This window comes from Rhodococcus sp. WS1, assembly GCF_003797745.1.
Classification (GTDB): Bacteria; Actinomycetota; Actinomycetes; order Mycobacteriales; family Mycobacteriaceae; genus Rhodococcus_F; species Rhodococcus_F erythropolis.
The window spans coordinates 1,326,373-1,342,346 of the sequence record NZ_RKLZ01000001.1; the positions used below are offsets into that span (position 1 = coordinate 1,326,373).

The window sequence follows — 15,974 nt, forward strand, 5'->3', positions numbered from 1 at the left end:
GTAAGCCGAAGATACATTTGCCACTCGGTGACCAGAATACTGGCCCATCCGAGGCATGCACGACCAATCTGTGACAAGACCTGGTAGACGCCGATGGCCGCAGCGCAGCAAACGCTGCGCTGCGGCCATCGGACTAGCTACGCGTGATTACTCACAGCTCGGTGGCGGAACCACCGGCAGCAGCAATCTTTTCCTTGGCGGAACCGGTGAACTTGTCGACGGTCACCTGAACGGCAACTGTCAGTTCGCCGTCGCCCAGAACCTTGACGAGCTGGTTCTTGCGGACTGCGCCCTTGGCAACGAGATCCTCGACCGTGATTGCTCCACCTTCGGGGAACAGACGGGCGATGTCGCCGACATTGACGACCTGGTACTCGGTGCGGAACGGGTTCGTGAAGCCCTTGAGCTTGGGCAGACGCATGTGAAGCGGCATCTGTCCACCCTCGAAGCCCACGCGCACGGTGTTACGTGCCTTGGTGCCCTTGGTACCGCGACCTGCGGTCTTACCACGCTTGCCGCCCTCACCGCGTCCAACACGAATCTTGTTGGACTTGGATCCCGGAGCGGGGCGCAGGTGGTGCAGTTTGATGGTCATGGTTAGACCTCCTCAACTGTTACGAGGTGGCGCACCACGTTGATCAGACCGCGGTTCTGTGCGTTGTCCTCACGAACAACGGTCTGACGGATGCCCTTGAGACCGAGCGTGCGCAGAGAATCCTTCTGGTTCTGCTTGGTCCCGATGATGCTCTTGATCTGAGTGACCTTGAGATCTGCCATTACTTCACACTCCCAGCAGCCTGTGCGCGAGCGCGAAGCATGCCGGCGGGTGCAACCTCTTCGAGGGTGAGGCCGCGGCGAGCCGCAACTTCCTCGGGACGCTGCAGACCCTTGAGCGCAGCAACGGTCGCATGCACGACGTTGATGGCGTTGTCGCTACCGAGCGACTTCGACAGGATGTCCGCGATACCAGCGCACTCCAGCACGGCGCGCACAGCGCCACCGGCGATAACACCGGTACCGGGGCTTGCCGGGCGAAGCATGACGATGCCGGCAGCAGCCTCACCCTGAACGGGGTGAGTGATGGTGTTGGCGATCATCGGGACGCGGAAGAAGCTCTTGCGAGCCTCCTCGACACCCTTCTGGATGGCCGCGGGAACTTCCTTGGCCTTTCCGTAGCCGACGCCGACCAGTCCGTTGCCGTCTCCGACGATCACCAGAGCGGTGAAGCTGAAGCGACGACCACCCTTGACGACCTTGGAAACGCGGTTGATCGTGACAACGCGCTCGATGAACTGTGACTTCTCCGCAGCGTTTCCGCCACGGCCACCGTCGCGACGGTCACGGCCGCCACCACGGTTGTCCCCACGAGCGTTGCTGTTGTCACCGCTGTTGGGGCCATTCTGTCCGGCGGGTCCGCTTCCGCCGTCACGCCTTTGACGTCCCGGCATCAGGCTGTCCTTCCGTTGAAAATGTTGGTCATCAGAACTTCAACCCGCCTTCGCGAGCCGCGTCTGCCAGGGCCGCGATGCGACCGTGGTAGCCGTGTCCGCCGTGGTCGAAGACAACTGCTTCCACGCCGGCAGCCTTGGCGCGCTCGGCGATCAGCTGACCGACCTTCGCGCTCGCAGCCTTCTTGTCGCCTTCTGCCACGCGCACGTCTGCTTCGATGGTCGACGCGGAGGCCAGGGTGTGGCCGGCCAGGTCGTCCACGAGCTGGACGTGGATGTGGCGCGAGGACCGGTTGACGACCAAGCGGGGACGCTCGGGCGTGCCGGAGACCTTCTTGCGGAGACGGAAGTGACGACGCGTCTTCGAGAGACGACGCTTGGTGGACGCATCCTTGCCCAGCGGAATCCGCTTGGCTTTCTGGTTTGCAGTCTGGCTCATATCACTTACCCGTCTTTCCGACCTTGCGGCGGATCTGCTCACCCTCGTAACGCACGCCCTTACCCTTGTACGGGTCCGGACGACGGAGACGACGGATGTTGGCCGAGATCTGCCCGACCTTCTGCTTGTCGATGCCGGACACCGAGAACCGGGTGGGCGACTCGACGACGAAGGTGATGCCTTCAGGAGCCTCGATCGGCACCGGGTGGCTGAAGCCGAGCGCGAACTCGAGGTCCTTGCCCTTCAGTGCCACACGGTAACCAACACCGTGGATCTCCATCTTCTTCGTGTAACCCTCGGTGACACCGGTGATGATGTTCGCAACCAGGGTCCGCGACAGACCGTGCAGCGCGCGGCTACGACGCTCGTCGTCGGGGCGCGTGACGCTCAGCGAGCCGTCCTCTGCCTTTTCGATTGCGATGGGCTCGGAGATGGTCAGCGCGAGGGTGCCCTTGGGACCCTTGACGGTGACATCCTGGCCGCTGATCGTGACGTCAACGCCCGCGGGGACGGTGACCGGAATCTTTCCAATACGCGACATTGTGGTGGCCTCCCTTACCAGACGTAGGCGAGGACTTCCCCGCCTACTCCTTGATTGGCCGCCTGGCGATCGGTGAGCAGACCGGACGACGTGGAGATGATGGCCACGCCGAGGCCTCCGAGGACCTTGGGCAGGTTGGTGGACTTCGCGTAAACCCGGAGACCGGGCTTGGAAACGCGACGCACGCCGGCGAGGCTACGCTCGCGGCTGGGACCGTACTTCAGATCGACGATGAGGGTCTTGCCGACCTCTGCGTCTTCGGTACGGAAATCGGAGATGTAGCCCTCGCGCTTGAGGATCTCGGCGATGTTCGCCTTGATCTTCGAGTGGGGAAGCTTCACCTCATCGTGGTACGCCGTGTTGGCGTTGCGCAGACGCGTCAAGAAGTCTGCGATGGGGTCAGTCATGGTCATAGGTCGACCTCGACACCTTTCTCGCTGTGGTTCCCATGCAACACCGGACGAATCCGATCGTGGGCCTCCAGCAATTCGGCTGGGCCGTCCGACTTGTGTCAGACGGCGTAAGTTACCGCACCGAGCTGAACGCATGCGTCAGCCACGGCAACCGCTCTAGTGTAGGGAACTTTGGCGCAGGTGTCCACCGGGATGCCACGTCGGCTCCCCCACCGCCACCCGAAGGTCGCTGATCGGGAAGGTATCGACGCACCCCGAAATCTGAACTGCTCGTTCGGCACCGAAGAACGACATCGACGAACGATGATCGCTTTCAACCAGAGTCGCAGCGCGACAGTTCTTTTCAGGATCGGCGCGATACACAACTCAATGGAAACCACGAATGGACGTGGGTTCCATAGGAACCCACGTCCATTCACATGCGTGGTGTGACGAAGCCCGAGGGCCTCAGATCACCAAGAGCTCTTGCGAACTCCGGGAAGCTCGCCGGCGTGAGCCATCTCGCGAACGCAGATACGGCACAAGCCGAACTTGCGGAACACCGAGTGCGGGCGACCGCACCGCTGGCAGCGGGTGTAGGCGCGAACCGCGAACTTGGGCTTCTTGTTGGCCTTGTTGACCAATGCCTTCTTAGCCATGCGCTCAGTTCTCCTTGAACGGGAAGCCGAGGTGCTTGAGCAGTGCACGGCCTTCTTCGTTGTTGGTTGCGGTGGTCACGACGGTGATGTCCATACCGCGGGGGCGATCGATCTTGTCCACGTCGATCTCGTGGAACATCGACTGCTCGTTGAGGCCGAACGTGTAGTTGCCGTTGCCGTCGAACTGGTTGCCCGAGAGACCGCGGAAGTCGCGGATACGGGGCAGAGCGACAGACACGAGGCGGTCCAGGAACTCCCACATGCGGTCACCACGGAGGGTGACGCGTGCGCCGATGGGCATACCTTCGCGGAGCTTGAACTGCGCGATGGACTTACGTGCCTTGCGGATCTCGGGCTTCTGGCCCGTGATCAGCGACAGGTCATGGACAGCGCCGTTGATCAGCTTGGCGTCACGGGCAGCGTCGCCGACGCCCATGTTGACGACAACCTTGACGACGCCGGGGATCTGCATGACGTTCGAGTAGTCGAACTCGCTGTTGAGCGCGTCCTTGATCTCAGCGCGGTAGCGTGCCTTGAGGCGCGGCTGGACCTTGTTTTCGGTGGAGGTCATGTCAGATGTCCTTCCCGTTCTTCCGGGAAATCCGAACGCGCTTGCCGGACTCTTCGTCGGTGCGGTAGCCCACGCGGGTGGGGTTTCCGTCCGAGTCGACGACTGCAACGTTGGAAACGTGGATCGGGGCTTCCTGCGTGACGATGCCGCCGGAGGATGCTCCGCGCTCGTTCGCGGAAACCGCGGTGTGCTTCTTGATTCGGTTCACGCCTTCGACGAGGACCTTGTCGGTCGCGGGGTAGGCCTGAATGACCTTGCCCTTCGCGCCCTTGTCCTTGCCGGCGATGACCAGAACGGTGTCACCCTTGTGCACCTTCATCACAGCACCTCCGGGGCAAGCGAAACGATCTTCATGAACTTCTTCTCGCGCAGCTCACGGCCGACGGGTCCGAAGATGCGGGTTCCACGGGGATCACTGTCAGCCTTGATGAGCACTGCAGCGTTCTCGTCGAACTTGATGTAGGAACCGTCCGGACGACGGCGCTCCTTGGTCGTGCGAACGATGACGGCCTTGACGACCTCACCCTTCTTGATGTTTCCACCGGGGATTGCGTCCTTGACGGTGGCGACGATGACGTCACCGATCCCGGCGTAGCGACGTGACGAACCGCCGAGAACGCGGATGCAAAGGATTTCCTTGGCACCCGTGTTATCAGCGACGCGAACTCGCGACTCCTGCTGAATCACTTGATCTCCCTAGACCTGGAATTTCGTGCGCAACGGATTACCGACCCGGTGCGCGCGGTCATTGTTGCCACCTGCGTCGTGTCTGAGCTGCAGTCCCACCGACTGACGTCGGGAGACGATCACTGCAAGCACCGTTCGAGCTGCGCACGTGAAGACACACCTCTGCCACAGGCAACCGTTCTATTGTAGGGAAGGGTTCACCGAATACCAAATCAGCCGTACTCGACGCAACTCGAACCCTTCGCCCGGAAAGCCCCGAAAGCCCCCGGAAAGCTCCCGGAAAGCCGAATGGCCCACTCCCCCAAGGGGAAGCGGGCCATTCGGTGATACTCGATCAGCTCGAGGATTCGATCAGGCTTACTTGGCCTTTTCGAGGACCTCGACCAGACGCCAGTGCTTCGTCGCGGACAGCGGACGGGTTTCCATCAGCTGAACGCGGTCGCCGACGCCGGCAACGCCGTTCTCGTCGTGCGCCTTCACCTTGGTCGTACGGCGGATGATCTTGCCGTAGAGCTTGTGCTTGACGCGGTCTTCGAGCTCGACCACGATCGTCTTTTCCATCTTGTCGGACACGACGTATCCGACACGGACCTTACGGCTCGCGCGCTCTTCTGTGCTCACTGCTTTTTCCTCACTCATGCCGCGTCACCTGCATCCGGACCCACAGCGAGTCCGAGCTCACGCTCACGCAGGACGGTGTAGATGCGCGCGATCTCGTGACGAACGGTGCGCAGTCGTCGGTTGTTGTCCATCTGGCCGGTAGCCATCTGGAAACGAAGGTTGAAAAGCTCTTCCTTCGACTCACGGAGCCGGGTGACCAGCTCGTCTTCACTGAGCTCGCGGAGCTCTGCTGCTGGGGTTCCAGTAGCCATCAGAACTGCTCCTCTCTGGTCACGATCCGGCACTTGCACGGGAGCTTGTGCATCGCGCGGCGCAGGGCCTCACGAGCAATCTCCTCGTTGGGGTATGTCATCTCGAACAGAACGCGTCCGGGCTTGACGTTGGCAATCCACCACTCGGGCGAACCCTTACCGGAACCCATTCGGGTTTCGGCCGGCTTCTTCGTGAGGGGGCGATCCGGGAAGATGTTGATCCAGATCTTGCCGCCACGCTTGATGTGCCGAGTCATGGCGATACGAGCGGACTCGATCTGCCGGTTGGTGATGTAGGCAGGCTCGAGAGCCTGGATGCCGTAGTCACCGAAGGTCACCTGGGTACCGCCCTTGGCGGCACCCGAACGGCTCGGGTGGTGCTGCTTGCGGTGCTTGACCCGCCGTGGGATCAACATGCGTCAGCCCTCCTGATTCTGTTCAGTTGCGGGAGCATCGGCGGTTGCGGTCGCTGCGCGGCCGGCCTCGGTGCTGGTCGCAGTGGTACCGGTGGCACCGGAACGACGCGGACGGCTCGGACGCTCACGACGCGGGCGATCCCCGGCCGGTGCGGCCGTGTTGGCGGCGAGCTCACGCTTGCCACCGACGATGTCGCCCTTGTAGATCCAGACCTTGACGCCGATGCGACCGAAGGTGGTCTTGGCCTCGTAGAGGCCGTAGTCGATGTCCGCACGAAGCGTGTGCAGCGGCACACGGCCTTCGCGGTAGAACTCCGACCGGGACATCTCGGCGCCGCCGAGACGACCGGAGCACTGAACGCGGATTCCCTTGACGTTGGGCTGACGCATGGCCGACTGGATGGCCTTGCGCATTGCACGACGGAAGGCAACGCGGTTCGAGAGCTGCTCGGCCACACCCTGTGCGACGAGCTGTGCTTCAGCTTCTGCGTTCTTGACCTCGAGGATGTTCAGCTGAACCTGCTTGCCGGTCAGCTTCTCGAGCTCGGAGCGGATGCGATCGGCTTCGGCGCCGCGGCGGCCGATGACGATGCCCGGACGTGCAGTGTGGATGTCCACGCGAACACGGTCACGGGTGCGCTCGATTTCGACCTTCGCGATTCCTGCGCGCTCCATGCCGGTGGCGAGGAGCTTACGGATCGCGACGTCTTCCTTGACGTACTCCGCGTACTGCTTGTCTGCGTACCAGCGAGACTTCCAGTCGGTGGTGATGCCGAGACGGAAGCCGTGCGGGTTGATTTTCTGGCCCACTACTGAGCACTTCCCTTCCGGCGATTACGGGTCGATGTTCCGGTCTTCGGCAGGCTCTCCACGATCACGGTGATGTGACTGGTGCGCTTGCGAATACGGAACGCACGTCCCTGTGCACGCGGCTGGAACCGCTTGAGGGTCGCGCCCTCGTCCACGAACGCCGTAGCAACGACAAGCGTGCTGGGGTCGAGGTCGAGGTTGTTCTCGGCGTTGGCTGCTGCGGAGGCGATCACCTTGGCGACCGGCTCGCTCGCTGCCTGCGGCGCGAACTTCAGGATGTTCAGGGCGTCTTCAACCGAGCGCCCGCGGACCAGGTCCACAACTCGACGTGCCTTCATCGGCGTAACGCGAACGTGCTTCGCTACAGCCTTGGCAGTCGGGTTGGCGGTTTCGGTGTTGCTCATCGCCTCTTCGCCTTCCGATCATCCTTGATGTGACCCTTGAACGTGCGGGTCGGTGCAAACTCTCCGAGCTTGTGTCCGACCATGGAGTCGGAAACGAACACGGGGACGTGCTTGCGGCCGTCGTGAACTGCAAACGTGTGGCCGATGAAGTCCGGGATGATTGTCGAACGACGGGACCAGGTCTTGATGACCTGCTTGGTTCCCTTTTCGTTCTGTACATCCACCTTCGCGAGGAGGTGGTCATCGACGAACGGGCCCTTCTTAAGGCTGCGTGGCATCCTTCACTCCCTCCTAGCGCTTGTTCTTGCCGGTGCGGCGGCGACGGACGATCATCTTGTCGCTTGCCTTGTTCTTGCGGGTACGGCCTTCAGGCTTACCCCACGGGCTGACCGGGTGGCGTCCACCTGAGGTCTTGCCCTCGCCGCCACCGTGCGGGTGGTCGACCGGGTTCATCACGACACCACGAACGGTCGGGCGCTTGCCCTTCCAACGCATACGGCCGGCCTTGCCCCAGTTGATGTTCGACTGCTCGGCGTTGCCGACCTCGCCGACGGATGCGCGGCAGCGCACGTCGACGCGACGGATTTCACCGGAAGGCATACGCAGCGTGGCGTAGCTGCCTTCCTTACCGAGGAGCTGGATGCTGGCGCCTGCGGAACGAGCCATCTTGGCTCCGCCGCCGGGACGCAGTTCCACACCGTGGATGGTGGTACCAGTCGGGATGTTGCGCAGCGGCAGGTTGTTGCCCGGCTTGATGTCGGCGCCTGCACCGGACTCGACCGGTGAACCCTGCACCAGGCCCTTGGGGGCGATGATGTAGCGCTTCTCACCGTCTGCGTAATGCAGGAGTGCGATGTTTGCTGTGCGGTTGGGGTCGTACTCGATGTGAGCGACCTTTGCCGGGATGCCGTCCTTGTCGTTGCGACGGAAATCGATCAGTCGGTATGCACGCTTGTGTCCGCCACCCTTGTGACGGGTGGTGATACGACCGTGTGCGTTACGTCCACCGCGACCGTGCAGCGGGCGAACCAGCGACTTCTCGGGGGTTGACCGAGTGATCTCGGCGAAGTCCGAGACGCTCGAGCCACGACGGCCCGGTGTTGTCGGCTTGTACTTACGGATTGCCATGAGTCTTCTCGTCCTCTATGTCTCGTCAAGTCCCGGCGCTTACGCGACCGGTCCTCCGAAGATCTCGATGGGCTTGCTGTCAGCGGACAGGGTCACGAGCGCGCGCTTGGTGTCCTTGCGCTTGCCGTAACCGAATCGGGTCCGCTTACGCTTGCCCTGACGGTTGGCGGTGTTGACGCTGGTCACCTTGACGCCGAAGACCTTCTCGACGGCAATCTTGATCTGCGTCTTGTTCGAGTCCGGGTGCACCAGGAAGGTGTAGGTGCCTTCCTCGATCAGTCCGTAGGACTTCTCGGAGATGACCGGAGCGAGCAGGATGTCGCGGGGGTCAGCGATGGTGCTCACTTGGCGTCCTCCTTGTTCTGAGCGCTCTCTGCGGGCCCGTGGATGAACGCGTTGAGTGCCTCGACGCTGAACACGACATCGTCTGCATTGAGCACGTCGTAGGTGTTGAGCTGGTCGGGTGCAATGGGATGCACGCCTTCCAGGTTCTGCACGCTCTTCCAAGCGGCTACATCCTGGCGACCCACGACGAGCAGCAGCTTCTTGCGATCCGAAATCTCGCCGAGGAACGCGATTGCGCCCTTGGTCGAAGGCGTCTGCCCTGCAACCAGTTCGGTGATGACGTGGATGCGCTCGTTGCGTGCGCGGTCAGAGAGGGCTCCGCGAAGAGCGGCTGCCTTCATCTTCTTGGGGGTGCGCTGGCTGTAGTCACGCGGCTGCGGGCCGTGAACGGTTCCGCCGCCGACGAACTGCGGTGCGCGAGTCGAGCCCTGGCGTGCGCGGCCGGTGCCCTTCTGGCGATACGGCTTCTTGCCACCGCCGCGGACGTCGCCGCGGGTCTTGGTGGAGTGGGTTCCCTGACGAGCAGCTGCGAGCTGCGCGACGACAACCTGATGGAGAAGCGCGATGTTGGCCGGAGCGTCGAAGATCTCAGCGGGGAGATCGACGGTGCCGTTGGTCTTGCCGCCGGCGACCTTGACGTCCAGGGTCAACTTGGTCTCGGTGCTGGTCATGCCCGTGCACCACCCTTCACTGCACTCTTGACGATCACGAGGCCGCCCTTGCGGCCGGGGATCGCACCCTTGATCAGCAGCAGGCCGTTCTCGGCATCCACCTTGTGGACCGAGAGGTTCTGCGTCGTGATGCGGTCGCTACCCATGCGTCCGGACATGCGCATGCCCTTGAACACGCGGCCGGGAGTTGCACAGCCACCGATGGAGCCCGGGCGGCGGTGAACAGCCTGGGTACCGTGCGACGCGCCCTGTCCCTTGAAGCCGTGACGCTTCATGGTTCCGGCGAAGCCCTTGCCCTTGCTGGTTCCGGTGACGTCGACGTATGCGCCGTCCTCGAAGACCTCGGCGGTGAGCTCCTGGCCGACCTCGTAGTCGGAGGTGTCCGCAACGCGGAGCTCCACTACGTGGCGACGCGGGGTCACACCAGCCTTGGTGAACTGGCCGGAAGTCGGCTTGTTCACCTTGCGCGGGTCGATGGCGCCGAACGCGAGCTGAACGGCGCTGTAGCCGTCACGCTCTTCGGTACGGATCTGGGTTACGACGTTCGGCCCAGCCTTCACGACGGTGACCGGGACAACCCGGTTGTTCTCGTCGAAGACCTGGGTCATGCCGAGCTTGGTGCCCAGGATTCCCTTGATCTTGGTATCAGTCATTGTTTTTGTCTCCGCCGTCACTGAATGTTCACGTCGACACTGGCCGGAAGGTCGATGCGCATGAGCGCGTCAACCGTCTTCGGCGTCGGGTCGAGAATGTCGATCAGCCGCTTGTGAGTACGCATCTCGAAGTGCTCGCGCGAGTCCTTGTACTTGTGCGGCGAGCGGATGACGCAATATACGTTCTTCTCGGTCGGCAACGGCACAGGTCCAACGACGCGGGCACCCGTACGGGTTACCGTCTCGACGATCTTGCGCGCTGACGCGTCGATCGCCTCGTGGTCGTAGGCCTTGAGCCTGATGCGGATCTTTTGTCCCGCCACGCTTAGTGTCCTTTTCTTGCCGCGTTTCGTAGCCCGCCTGGTCAGGCTCGAGCTACCTCGTCTGCACAGTCCTTGCCTGGACGATGACACGACGAACACTGAAGCGATCGGGACCAAGTCCGAAAGTTCGGAAGACCGTGTTAGCGGTAAACCGAGCATCGGATCAGATCAGGATCTGCTGCCGCTGTTCGTTTGTCATTGTTCTCCGGTACACGCGGTCGGGCGTGTCGCCTTCTCACTCATCCTGCGCCGGACAATCTTTCGATCATCTGGCGCGTGATGCGTACCGGATGTGTTCGATGTCGAACACAAAGTAGGTACTGCTTCCGTCCTGCATTACTTCTCGTCTTGCATGTCTTGCATGGTCACAGTCGTTGACCCGATTACCCTGACGGGATCTGCGATCGATCGTCTGTGACGTCTTACCCTTACCCGATCACGGCCGCAAACGACCGCGTCCCGGACAAGGCAACCCGACCAGTATGCCGTACCTGGCCCGATTCCTCAACTCCCCCGAACCAGCCTTTCCGAGTGAGCTGCGCGACAACAACCTTACTCAGAAGTAAGATAGGCCGATGACTACTTCCAGCCCCACCTATCGCGGATGGCAGAAATTGCCGGACAACGCCCTCGGACATGCAGTTTTCTCGGCGGCGATGTCCATTCGCGTGCCCTACTTCGCCTCCGTTCTCCCCCGGGTGACCAAGTTGGAACCAGGGCTCTGCGAGGTCCGCTCCCCCAAATGGTGGGGCGTCCACAACCATCTCGGCACTTTTCACGCGATCGCAGCCTGCAACCTCGCGGAGGTCGCGATGGGCATGCTGAGCGAAGCGACGGTTCCGAACTCGCACCGCTGGATCCCCAAGTCGATGAAGGTCGACTACCTCGCCAAGGCCGAGACCGGCCTGCGGGCGGTCGCCCGACTCGAGACTTTGCCGGACTTCGCGGCGATCGAGAGTGGCACGGAACTTCTCGTTCCCATCTCGATCTTCGACCGGGGCGGCAAGGAAGTAGTCCACGCCGAAATCACCACCTGGGTCTCCCCCAAGTAGGCACTCACGAACCCGCCTGCATCGCAACCTGATTCGCCCGCCAAACAGGTTTCGCAGAATTAGGCACCACCGCAGGTTTCGGCGAATGACGATCGTGGAACACCTCCCCGAACGGCGATGGTCGGTCGGGGTGCCGGTGTCCGGAGGTGGGTTGCGTTCCGGGCACCACATTGTCGACCTCGCGTCACGCCGAGCACCGGGAGGCCTCGTGGAAGAGTTCTTGACCACAACGAGTTCCGAAGCAGGCACGCAGACCTCGTCGTATCCGGACGAGGCCGAGGGATTGGACAGCTTCCGGCGCGACCTCGACGCCATCGACGCTCTACTTCTCGAGACGGTGCGGCAGCGGCTGGAACTCTGCCTGCGTATCGGTGAGTGGAAGCGCTCCCGCGAGGTTCCGATGATGCAACCCGGCCGCGTGCGCGTCGTGAAGGAGCGGGCGCGTGAATTCGCTCGTAGACACGACCTCTCTCCTGACTTCTTCAACGCCCTGTACGAGCTGATGATTGCCGAGACCTGTCGACTCGAAGACCTGGTGATCAACGCACCTGTTGAGGAGGAGGACACTGTTCGGGAATCCGTCGGACCGAGATCAGGATCATCGACATGAGTTCCCGCACCCTTCTGGTGGACAATTACGACTCGTTCACCTACAACCTGTTCACCCTGTTGACCGAGGTCAACGGGGTTGTGCCGACCGTGGTCCGCAACGACGCGGATTGGGATTCCCTCGATCTCGCGTCGTACGACAACGTGGTCATCTCCCCAGGTCCCGGCCGGCCGGATCGCGACCGTGATTTCGGAATCAGCCGCCGTTTCATCGAAGAAGCGCCTCTCCCACTTCTCGGTGTCTGTCTCGGCCACCAGGGCCTGTGCGAGTTGTTCGGCGCGGACGTGGTCGTTGCGCCCGTACCGATGCACGGCCGAATTTCACTGATCGATCACGACGGCTCGGGCATCTTTGCCGGACTTCCGTCGCCGTTCCGAGCTGTTCGCTACCACTCGTTGACCGTCGAGAATCTGCCGAACGCCTTCGTTCGCACCGCGTGGACGTCCGACGGACTGCTCATGGGTGTCCGGCACCGGACCAAGCCGATGTGGGGCGTTCAGTTCCATCCGGAGTCCATCAGTACCGAGTTCGGCATAGATTTGCTCGCGAACTTCCGCGATCTGTCCGTCGGACGCACTCTGGATTCGGTGATCCGACCCGAACCGACTTCGCAAACACCCGACCTGCGGCCGGCGATCAACTACGACGTCGACGACGTGATTCTCGATTTTGCAGTGGACCCGTCGGCGGCCTATGCAGCACTGTTCGCCGACGGGCCGAACGCGTTCTGGCTGGACCGCGCGGCAACCGCAGAGCCGAGTGCGCGCTTTTCGATACTCAGCGATTCGTCGGGGCCGCTGGCCGAGTTCATCACGTACGACGTGCAAGCCGAGGTACTGACTGTCAGCCGAAAAGGCTTGTCCGACGAGCACATTCGAGTTCCGTTCTTCGATTACTTGGACGCACAACTCGCGACGCGCTTCGTGCCCTCGCATCCGGAACTCGACTTCAACCTCGGCTACGTGGGCTACCTCGGCTACGAACTGAAAGCACAGACCGGAGGAAGGGCAGTCCATCCGGCACCCACTCCTGATGCCGCTCTGGTGTTTGCCGATCGCGCCGTCGTCATCGATCACACCGTCGGCCGCACTCACGTTTTGAGGTTGCGCGAGAAAGTCCGGGACGCCGGCTATGACGATTGGCTCGAATCGACCGTCGACACCTTGGCGCGGATCGGCGCGGACCTTCCGGAACGCACCCCGGTTCCGCTGATCAGCGACACCGTCTGGACGCAGGCTCGCCTGCGGCATGATCGCGATCAGTACCTGTCGTTGATCGGAACGGCCCTCTCGGAGATCCGGGCAGGTGAGTCCTACGAGGTGTGTCTGACCAACATGGCGAGCGTCGACGAGACGATCGATGCACAGCAGGCGTTCGAGTATCTGCGCTCGATCAATCCGACGCCGTACAGCGCACTTCTCGACTTCACCGGCATCTCGGTGGTCTCGGCCTCGCCTGAGCGGTTCCTTCGTGTCGACTCGGACGGCAACGTCGAGTCCAAGCCGATCAAAGGGACCCGTCCGCGCGGCGTCACCCGAGCGCGTGATGCTGCGCTACGGCAGGACCTGCTCGACAGCGAGAAGGACCGCGCCGAGAACCTGATGATCGTGGACCTCACTCGCAACGACCTCACCAAGGTCTGCGTTCCGGGAAGTGTCCACGTTCCGAGGCTGTTCGCGATCGAGTCGTACTCGTCCGTTCACCAAATGGTGTCGACGGTGCGTGGACATCTGAGCCCGGGGTCGTCGGCGGTGGACTGTGTCCGCGCCGCGTTCCCCGGCGGATCGATGACAGGTGCTCCGAAGGTACGAACGATGGAGATCATCGACCGCCTCGAATCCGGCCCACGTGGGGTCTACTCGGGATCGATCGGGTACTTCGCCCTCGGTGGCGCCGCAGACCTCTCGATCGTGATCCGGTCGCTGGTCTGCACCGAGAGCGGCGTGACCTTCGGAATCGGTGGTGCCATTACAGCGTTGTCCGACCCGGAAGAAGAATTCGACGAGACCACGGTCAAGGCGTCCACGCTGCTCCGTGCGCTCGATGCGGTTTCCTCGCGGGTCCTCGAGTACGGCGGGTAGATCCAGCCATGACGGCGGCATCAGGCACCGCGACGGTTGTCGGCGGCCTGGGTGCCGTCGGATCCATGTTCGTCGAACTGCTTCGCGCCGGGGGGTCGACGGTCACCGTCGTCGAGCCAGCAGGCAGCGATCCTGACGGAGATGTAGTCGTCGGAGACATCACGAAACCCAGTGACCGGGTCCTCGCACACGTGGAGTCCTCGAGCGTCATCGTGCTCGCGGTTCCCGAACAGGTCGCTCTAGCCGCACTACCGAGCCTTCGAACATCCGGTGCTCTCGTTGTGGACACACTGTCGGTCAAATCGCGGATGGACGCAGCAATCGCCGACGCCGGCCGAGAAGGGGAGTTCCTCGGACTCAACCCCATGTTCCGTCCGTCGCTCGGACCGCGCGGTCGGGCCGTCATCGCAGTGCCGTACGTCGACGGTCCGCAGTCCGCCAGATTCCTCGACGTCGTGCGCTCGTGGGGAGCGTCGGTCGCGGTGATGGACGCCGATCGTCACGACCGGTTGGCCGCGGCTACCCAGGTTCTGACACACGCGTCGGTGCTGGCTTTCGGCGTTGCCCTGGCCGAACTCGGAGTTTCTGCGGACGAACTCCTCGCGGTCGCCCCTCCCCCGCATCGGACCTTGCTCGCGCTCCTGGCGCGGATAGCCGGCGGCGAACCGGAGGTGTACTGGGACGTACAAGCGGGCAATCCGCATGCAGGTGCGACACGAAAAGCACTGTTTGATGCCACCTCACAGGTGGACACGGCGGCCGAGACGCTCGGCGACTTCACGACGCTGATGAAAACCGCCGAGGCAGCGCTCGACGATCACTCCGGCGAATTGAACGCGGAGTGCCAGAGCTTGTTCGATCGCATTGCCGAAGGGCACAGAGAGTAGGGAACGATGAGACCTGGAGTGAGTCCGCCCAGCCTCCCGGAGTACGACGCCTCGGATCCGGTCGAGAGTGCAATCGTCAGTCGGCTTGCGAGCAATTGGGCGCGCCGGGCAACCGTGAAGAAGGCGGAGCCGGAACTGGACGATCTCTTCGATTCGTCGTTGTCCGACTACCCCGAAGCACTTCTCCCGTTCGCGGAGCATCCGACCTACCTGGCATTGAGTCCCGAGCAGAAGCAACGCCTGCAAGCCTGGGCATGGATCGCGTTCAACAAGAACGTCATGGACATCGAGAAGTACGTCGTCAATCCCGGCTTCGACGTTCTCGCCGAAGACCGACTCGGCGTCGGACTCGGAGATTGGGCTGCAGTGGCCGTCAATCAGGCGATGGTCGACGAGCAATATCACACGCTCATGCACTTCAATGCCAGTTCAGCGACCCGTCGAGGCAGGGGCTGGGCGCTTCCGGCCAAGGCACTGCCAGACGTCCTGACGGTCCACACGCGGGCGCAAGCCCTCGACGCAGCCGAGGGGTCTCGCAAGATCGCTCTGACACAGTTGGCGTTCATGACCGTCGCCGAGGTGTCGATCACCGCATACCTCGACCTGATCTCGGATGACCCGGGCGTGCAGTCGATCAACCGCGCGACGATTCGGTTGCACGCTCGCGACGAGTACTGCCATGCCTCGATTGCCGGGGAACTAGCCGTGTTGGTCTGGGATTCCCTGGATCGTGGAGATCGCAGCTATTTATTGGAAGGTTTCGAGGACGCGATGCGTGCGTTCAGCGGGACCGACTTCGGCGCGTGGCGAGCAATCATGGAAATTGAAGCCATACCTGGAGGACGGAAGATGCTCGATGATGTCGCATTGGAACCGCGCAACGAACTGTTCGTGCAGGACTACAGTGGAATAACGTCCCTGCTCCAAAAGCTACAAGTTGCACCGGAAGTAACAATCGCAGCAGAAAAATATTCTGCCAGTTAAT

The 15,974-nt window shown here is 62.3% G+C and carries 26 protein-coding genes; 5 read left to right on the plus strand and 21 right to left on the minus strand.

Annotation, left to right across the window (positions count from 1 at the left end; genetic code table 11):
- Positions 1 to 151 precede the first annotated feature (151 nt).
- The 21 genes from rplO to rpsJ form a co-directional block, all read right to left on the minus strand.
- On the minus strand, positions 152 to 595 hold the full coding sequence (gene rplO / locus EEB12_RS06145; protein WP_019747555.1) for a 50S ribosomal protein L15: 444 nt from the start codon (positions 593 to 595) through the stop codon (positions 152 to 154).
- Between the two features lie 2 nt (positions 596 to 597).
- Positions 598 to 777 (minus strand): 50S ribosomal protein L30, encoded by a 180-nt coding sequence (rpmD, locus tag EEB12_RS06150; protein WP_003940751.1) that lies wholly within the window; start codon positions 775 to 777, stop codon positions 598 to 600.
- Positions 777 to 1,448, minus strand: coding sequence for a 30S ribosomal protein S5 (gene rpsE, locus EEB12_RS06155; RefSeq protein WP_003940718.1), 672 nt, complete (start codon positions 1,446 to 1,448; stop codon positions 777 to 779). Before rpsE ends, rpmD begins: the two co-directional genes overlap by 1 nt.
- A 31-nt stretch (positions 1,449 to 1,479) precedes the next feature.
- A complete protein-coding gene (gene rplR / locus EEB12_RS06160; RefSeq protein WP_003940996.1) occupies positions 1,480 to 1,887 on the minus strand; it encodes a 50S ribosomal protein L18 in 408 nt (135 codons plus the stop codon).
- A gap of 1 nt (position 1,888) precedes the next feature.
- On the minus strand, positions 1,889 to 2,428 hold the full coding sequence (gene rplF / locus EEB12_RS06165) for a 50S ribosomal protein L6 (RefSeq protein WP_003940970.1): 540 nt from the start codon (positions 2,426 to 2,428) through the stop codon (positions 1,889 to 1,891).
- A 14-nt stretch (positions 2,429 to 2,442) separates the two neighbouring features.
- Entirely contained in the window at positions 2,443 to 2,841 is a 399-nt protein-coding gene (rpsH, locus tag EEB12_RS06170; protein WP_003940873.1) for a 30S ribosomal protein S8, read from the minus strand.
- A gap of 452 nt (positions 2,842 to 3,293) precedes the next feature.
- Positions 3,294 to 3,479 carry a type Z 30S ribosomal protein S14 gene (locus EEB12_RS06175; protein WP_003940698.1) on the minus strand — a complete coding sequence of 62 codons (186 nt, stop codon included), beginning with the start codon at positions 3,477 to 3,479 and terminating at the stop codon, positions 3,294 to 3,296.
- Between the two features lie 4 nt (positions 3,480 to 3,483).
- Positions 3,484 to 4,050, minus strand: a complete 567-nt coding sequence (rplE, locus tag EEB12_RS06180) for a 50S ribosomal protein L5 (RefSeq protein ID WP_003940924.1) — start codon at positions 4,048 to 4,050, stop codon at positions 3,484 to 3,486.
- Between the two features lies 1 nt (position 4,051).
- A complete protein-coding gene (gene rplX, locus EEB12_RS06185; RefSeq protein ID WP_003941019.1) occupies positions 4,052 to 4,369 on the minus strand; it encodes a 50S ribosomal protein L24 in 318 nt (105 codons plus the stop codon).
- On the minus strand, positions 4,369 to 4,737 hold the full coding sequence (gene rplN / locus EEB12_RS06190) for a 50S ribosomal protein L14 (protein WP_003940951.1): 369 nt from the start codon (positions 4,735 to 4,737) through the stop codon (positions 4,369 to 4,371). The genes rplX and rplN overlap by 1 nt, the downstream gene beginning before the upstream one ends.
- Before the next feature lie 357 nt (positions 4,738 to 5,094).
- The gene (gene rpsQ / locus EEB12_RS06195) at positions 5,095 to 5,376 is read right to left on the minus strand and encodes a 30S ribosomal protein S17 (RefSeq protein WP_003941020.1); all 282 of its coding nucleotides are present in this window, start codon (positions 5,374 to 5,376) and stop codon (positions 5,095 to 5,097) included.
- Positions 5,373 to 5,609 carry a 50S ribosomal protein L29 gene (rpmC, locus tag EEB12_RS06200; protein ID WP_003940734.1) on the minus strand — a complete coding sequence of 79 codons (237 nt, stop codon included), beginning with the start codon at positions 5,607 to 5,609 and terminating at the stop codon, positions 5,373 to 5,375. Before rpmC ends, rpsQ begins: the two co-directional genes overlap by 4 nt.
- A complete protein-coding gene (gene rplP, locus EEB12_RS06205) occupies positions 5,609 to 6,025 on the minus strand; it encodes a 50S ribosomal protein L16 (RefSeq protein ID WP_003940899.1) in 417 nt (138 codons plus the stop codon). Before rplP ends, rpmC begins: the two co-directional genes overlap by 1 nt.
- A 3-nt stretch (positions 6,026 to 6,028) precedes the next feature.
- Positions 6,029 to 6,835 (minus strand): 30S ribosomal protein S3, encoded by an 807-nt coding sequence (rpsC, locus tag EEB12_RS06210; RefSeq protein ID WP_003941003.1) that lies wholly within the window; start codon positions 6,833 to 6,835, stop codon positions 6,029 to 6,031.
- The gene (gene rplV / locus EEB12_RS06215) at positions 6,835 to 7,239 is read right to left on the minus strand and encodes a 50S ribosomal protein L22 (protein WP_003940717.1); all 405 of its coding nucleotides are present in this window, start codon (positions 7,237 to 7,239) and stop codon (positions 6,835 to 6,837) included. Before rplV ends, rpsC begins: the two co-directional genes overlap by 1 nt.
- Positions 7,236 to 7,517 carry a 30S ribosomal protein S19 gene (gene rpsS / locus EEB12_RS06220; protein WP_003940820.1) on the minus strand — a complete coding sequence of 94 codons (282 nt, stop codon included), beginning with the start codon at positions 7,515 to 7,517 and terminating at the stop codon, positions 7,236 to 7,238. Before rpsS ends, rplV begins: the two co-directional genes overlap by 4 nt.
- Positions 7,518 to 7,530: 13 nt before the next feature.
- Positions 7,531 to 8,367, minus strand: a complete 837-nt coding sequence (gene rplB / locus EEB12_RS06225; protein ID WP_003940895.1) for a 50S ribosomal protein L2 — start codon at positions 8,365 to 8,367, stop codon at positions 7,531 to 7,533.
- A 39-nt stretch (positions 8,368 to 8,406) separates the two neighbouring features.
- On the minus strand, positions 8,407 to 8,712 hold the full coding sequence (rplW, locus tag EEB12_RS06230) for a 50S ribosomal protein L23 (protein WP_003940990.1): 306 nt from the start codon (positions 8,710 to 8,712) through the stop codon (positions 8,407 to 8,409).
- On the minus strand, positions 8,709 to 9,383 hold the full coding sequence (gene rplD / locus EEB12_RS06235) for a 50S ribosomal protein L4 (protein WP_003940723.1): 675 nt from the start codon (positions 9,381 to 9,383) through the stop codon (positions 8,709 to 8,711). Before rplD ends, rplW begins: the two co-directional genes overlap by 4 nt.
- Complete coding sequence (rplC, locus tag EEB12_RS06240; protein ID WP_003940826.1) at positions 9,380 to 10,036, minus strand: 50S ribosomal protein L3; 657 nt, start codon at positions 10,034 to 10,036, stop codon at positions 9,380 to 9,382. Before rplC ends, rplD begins: the two co-directional genes overlap by 4 nt.
- A gap of 17 nt (positions 10,037 to 10,053) precedes the next feature.
- Positions 10,054 to 10,359, minus strand: a complete 306-nt coding sequence (rpsJ, locus tag EEB12_RS06245) for a 30S ribosomal protein S10 (RefSeq protein ID WP_003938093.1) — start codon at positions 10,357 to 10,359, stop codon at positions 10,054 to 10,056.
- Positions 10,360 to 10,934: 575 nt separating this feature from the next.
- On the opposite strand from rpsJ, the gene EEB12_RS06250 reads away from it, so the two are divergent.
- From EEB12_RS06250 to EEB12_RS06270, 5 genes are all read left to right on the plus strand, one after another.
- Positions 10,935 to 11,411 carry a hotdog fold domain-containing protein gene (locus tag EEB12_RS06250; RefSeq protein ID WP_003940943.1) on the plus strand — a complete coding sequence of 159 codons (477 nt, stop codon included), beginning with the start codon at positions 10,935 to 10,937 and terminating at the stop codon, positions 11,409 to 11,411.
- An 85-nt stretch (positions 11,412 to 11,496) separates the two neighbouring features.
- Entirely contained in the window at positions 11,497 to 12,021 is a 525-nt protein-coding gene (locus EEB12_RS06255; RefSeq protein WP_141487520.1) for a chorismate mutase family protein, read from the plus strand.
- The gene (pabB, locus tag EEB12_RS06260) at positions 12,018 to 14,102 is read left to right on the plus strand and encodes an aminodeoxychorismate synthase component I (protein ID WP_141487521.1); all 2,085 of its coding nucleotides are present in this window, start codon (positions 12,018 to 12,020) and stop codon (positions 14,100 to 14,102) included. The genes EEB12_RS06255 and pabB overlap by 4 nt, the downstream gene beginning before the upstream one ends.
- An 8-nt stretch (positions 14,103 to 14,110) precedes the next feature.
- Positions 14,111 to 14,989, plus strand: a complete 879-nt coding sequence (locus EEB12_RS06265) for a prephenate dehydrogenase dimerization domain-containing protein (RefSeq protein ID WP_141487522.1) — start codon at positions 14,111 to 14,113, stop codon at positions 14,987 to 14,989.
- Positions 14,990 to 14,995: 6 nt separating this feature from the next.
- Positions 14,996 to 15,973, plus strand: coding sequence for a diiron oxygenase (locus EEB12_RS06270; RefSeq protein ID WP_029254911.1), 978 nt, complete (start codon positions 14,996 to 14,998; stop codon positions 15,971 to 15,973).
- The last annotated feature ends 1 nt before the right edge of the window (position 15,974 follow it).

Bases quoted from the DNA above. Each gene is read 5' to 3' on its own strand.
- rpmC (WP_003940734.1), bottom strand. From the start codon at position 5,609: ATGGCTACTGGAACCCCAGCAGCAGAGCTCCGCGAGCTCAGTGAAGAC.
- rplC (WP_003940826.1), bottom strand. From the start codon at position 10,036: ATGACTGATACCAAGATCAAGGGAATCCTGGGCACCAAGCTCGGCATG.
- pabB (WP_141487521.1), top strand. From the start codon at position 12,018: ATGAGTTCCCGCACCCTTCTGGTGGACAATTACGACTCGTTCACCTAC.
- rplB (WP_003940895.1), bottom strand. From the start codon at position 8,367: ATGGCAATCCGTAAGTACAAGCCGACAACACCGGGCCGTCGTGGCTCG.
- rpsH (WP_003940873.1), bottom strand. From the start codon at position 2,841: ATGACCATGACTGACCCCATCGCAGACTTCTTGACGCGTCTGCGCAAC.
- rplE (WP_003940924.1), bottom strand. From the start codon at position 4,050: ATGACCTCCACCGAAAACAAGGTCCAGCCGCGCCTCAAGGCACGCTAC.
- rplV (WP_003940717.1), bottom strand. From the start codon at position 7,239: ATGAGCAACACCGAAACCGCCAACCCGACTGCCAAGGCTGTAGCGAAG.
- rplX (WP_003941019.1), bottom strand. From the start codon at position 4,369: ATGAAGGTGCACAAGGGTGACACCGTTCTGGTCATCGCCGGCAAGGAC.
- EEB12_RS06270 (WP_029254911.1), top strand. From the start codon at position 14,996: ATGAGACCTGGAGTGAGTCCGCCCAGCCTCCCGGAGTACGACGCCTCG.
- rpsE (WP_003940718.1), bottom strand. From the start codon at position 1,448: ATGCCGGGACGTCAAAGGCGTGACGGCGGAAGCGGACCCGCCGGACAG.
- rpmD (WP_003940751.1), bottom strand. From the start codon at position 777: ATGGCAGATCTCAAGGTCACTCAGATCAAGAGCATCATCGGGACCAAG.
- rpsS (WP_003940820.1), bottom strand. From the start codon at position 7,517: ATGCCACGCAGCCTTAAGAAGGGCCCGTTCGTCGATGACCACCTCCTC.
- EEB12_RS06175 (WP_003940698.1), bottom strand. From the start codon at position 3,479: ATGGCTAAGAAGGCATTGGTCAACAAGGCCAACAAGAAGCCCAAGTTC.
- rplO (WP_019747555.1), bottom strand. From the start codon at position 595: ATGACCATCAAACTGCACCACCTGCGCCCCGCTCCGGGATCCAAGTCC.
- EEB12_RS06250 (WP_003940943.1), top strand. From the start codon at position 10,935: ATGACTACTTCCAGCCCCACCTATCGCGGATGGCAGAAATTGCCGGAC.
- EEB12_RS06265 (WP_141487522.1), top strand. From the start codon at position 14,111: ATGACGGCGGCATCAGGCACCGCGACGGTTGTCGGCGGCCTGGGTGCC.
- rplF (WP_003940970.1), bottom strand. From the start codon at position 2,428: ATGTCGCGTATTGGAAAGATTCCGGTCACCGTCCCCGCGGGCGTTGAC.
- EEB12_RS06255 (WP_141487520.1), top strand. From the start codon at position 11,497: ATGACGATCGTGGAACACCTCCCCGAACGGCGATGGTCGGTCGGGGTG.
- rplD (WP_003940723.1), bottom strand. From the start codon at position 9,383: ATGACCAGCACCGAGACCAAGTTGACCCTGGACGTCAAGGTCGCCGGC.
- rplP (WP_003940899.1), bottom strand. From the start codon at position 6,025: ATGTTGATCCCACGGCGGGTCAAGCACCGCAAGCAGCACCACCCGAGC.
- rplR (WP_003940996.1), bottom strand. From the start codon at position 1,887: ATGAGCCAGACTGCAAACCAGAAAGCCAAGCGGATTCCGCTGGGCAAG.
- rpsQ (WP_003941020.1), bottom strand. From the start codon at position 5,376: ATGAGTGAGGAAAAAGCAGTGAGCACAGAAGAGCGCGCGAGCCGTAAG.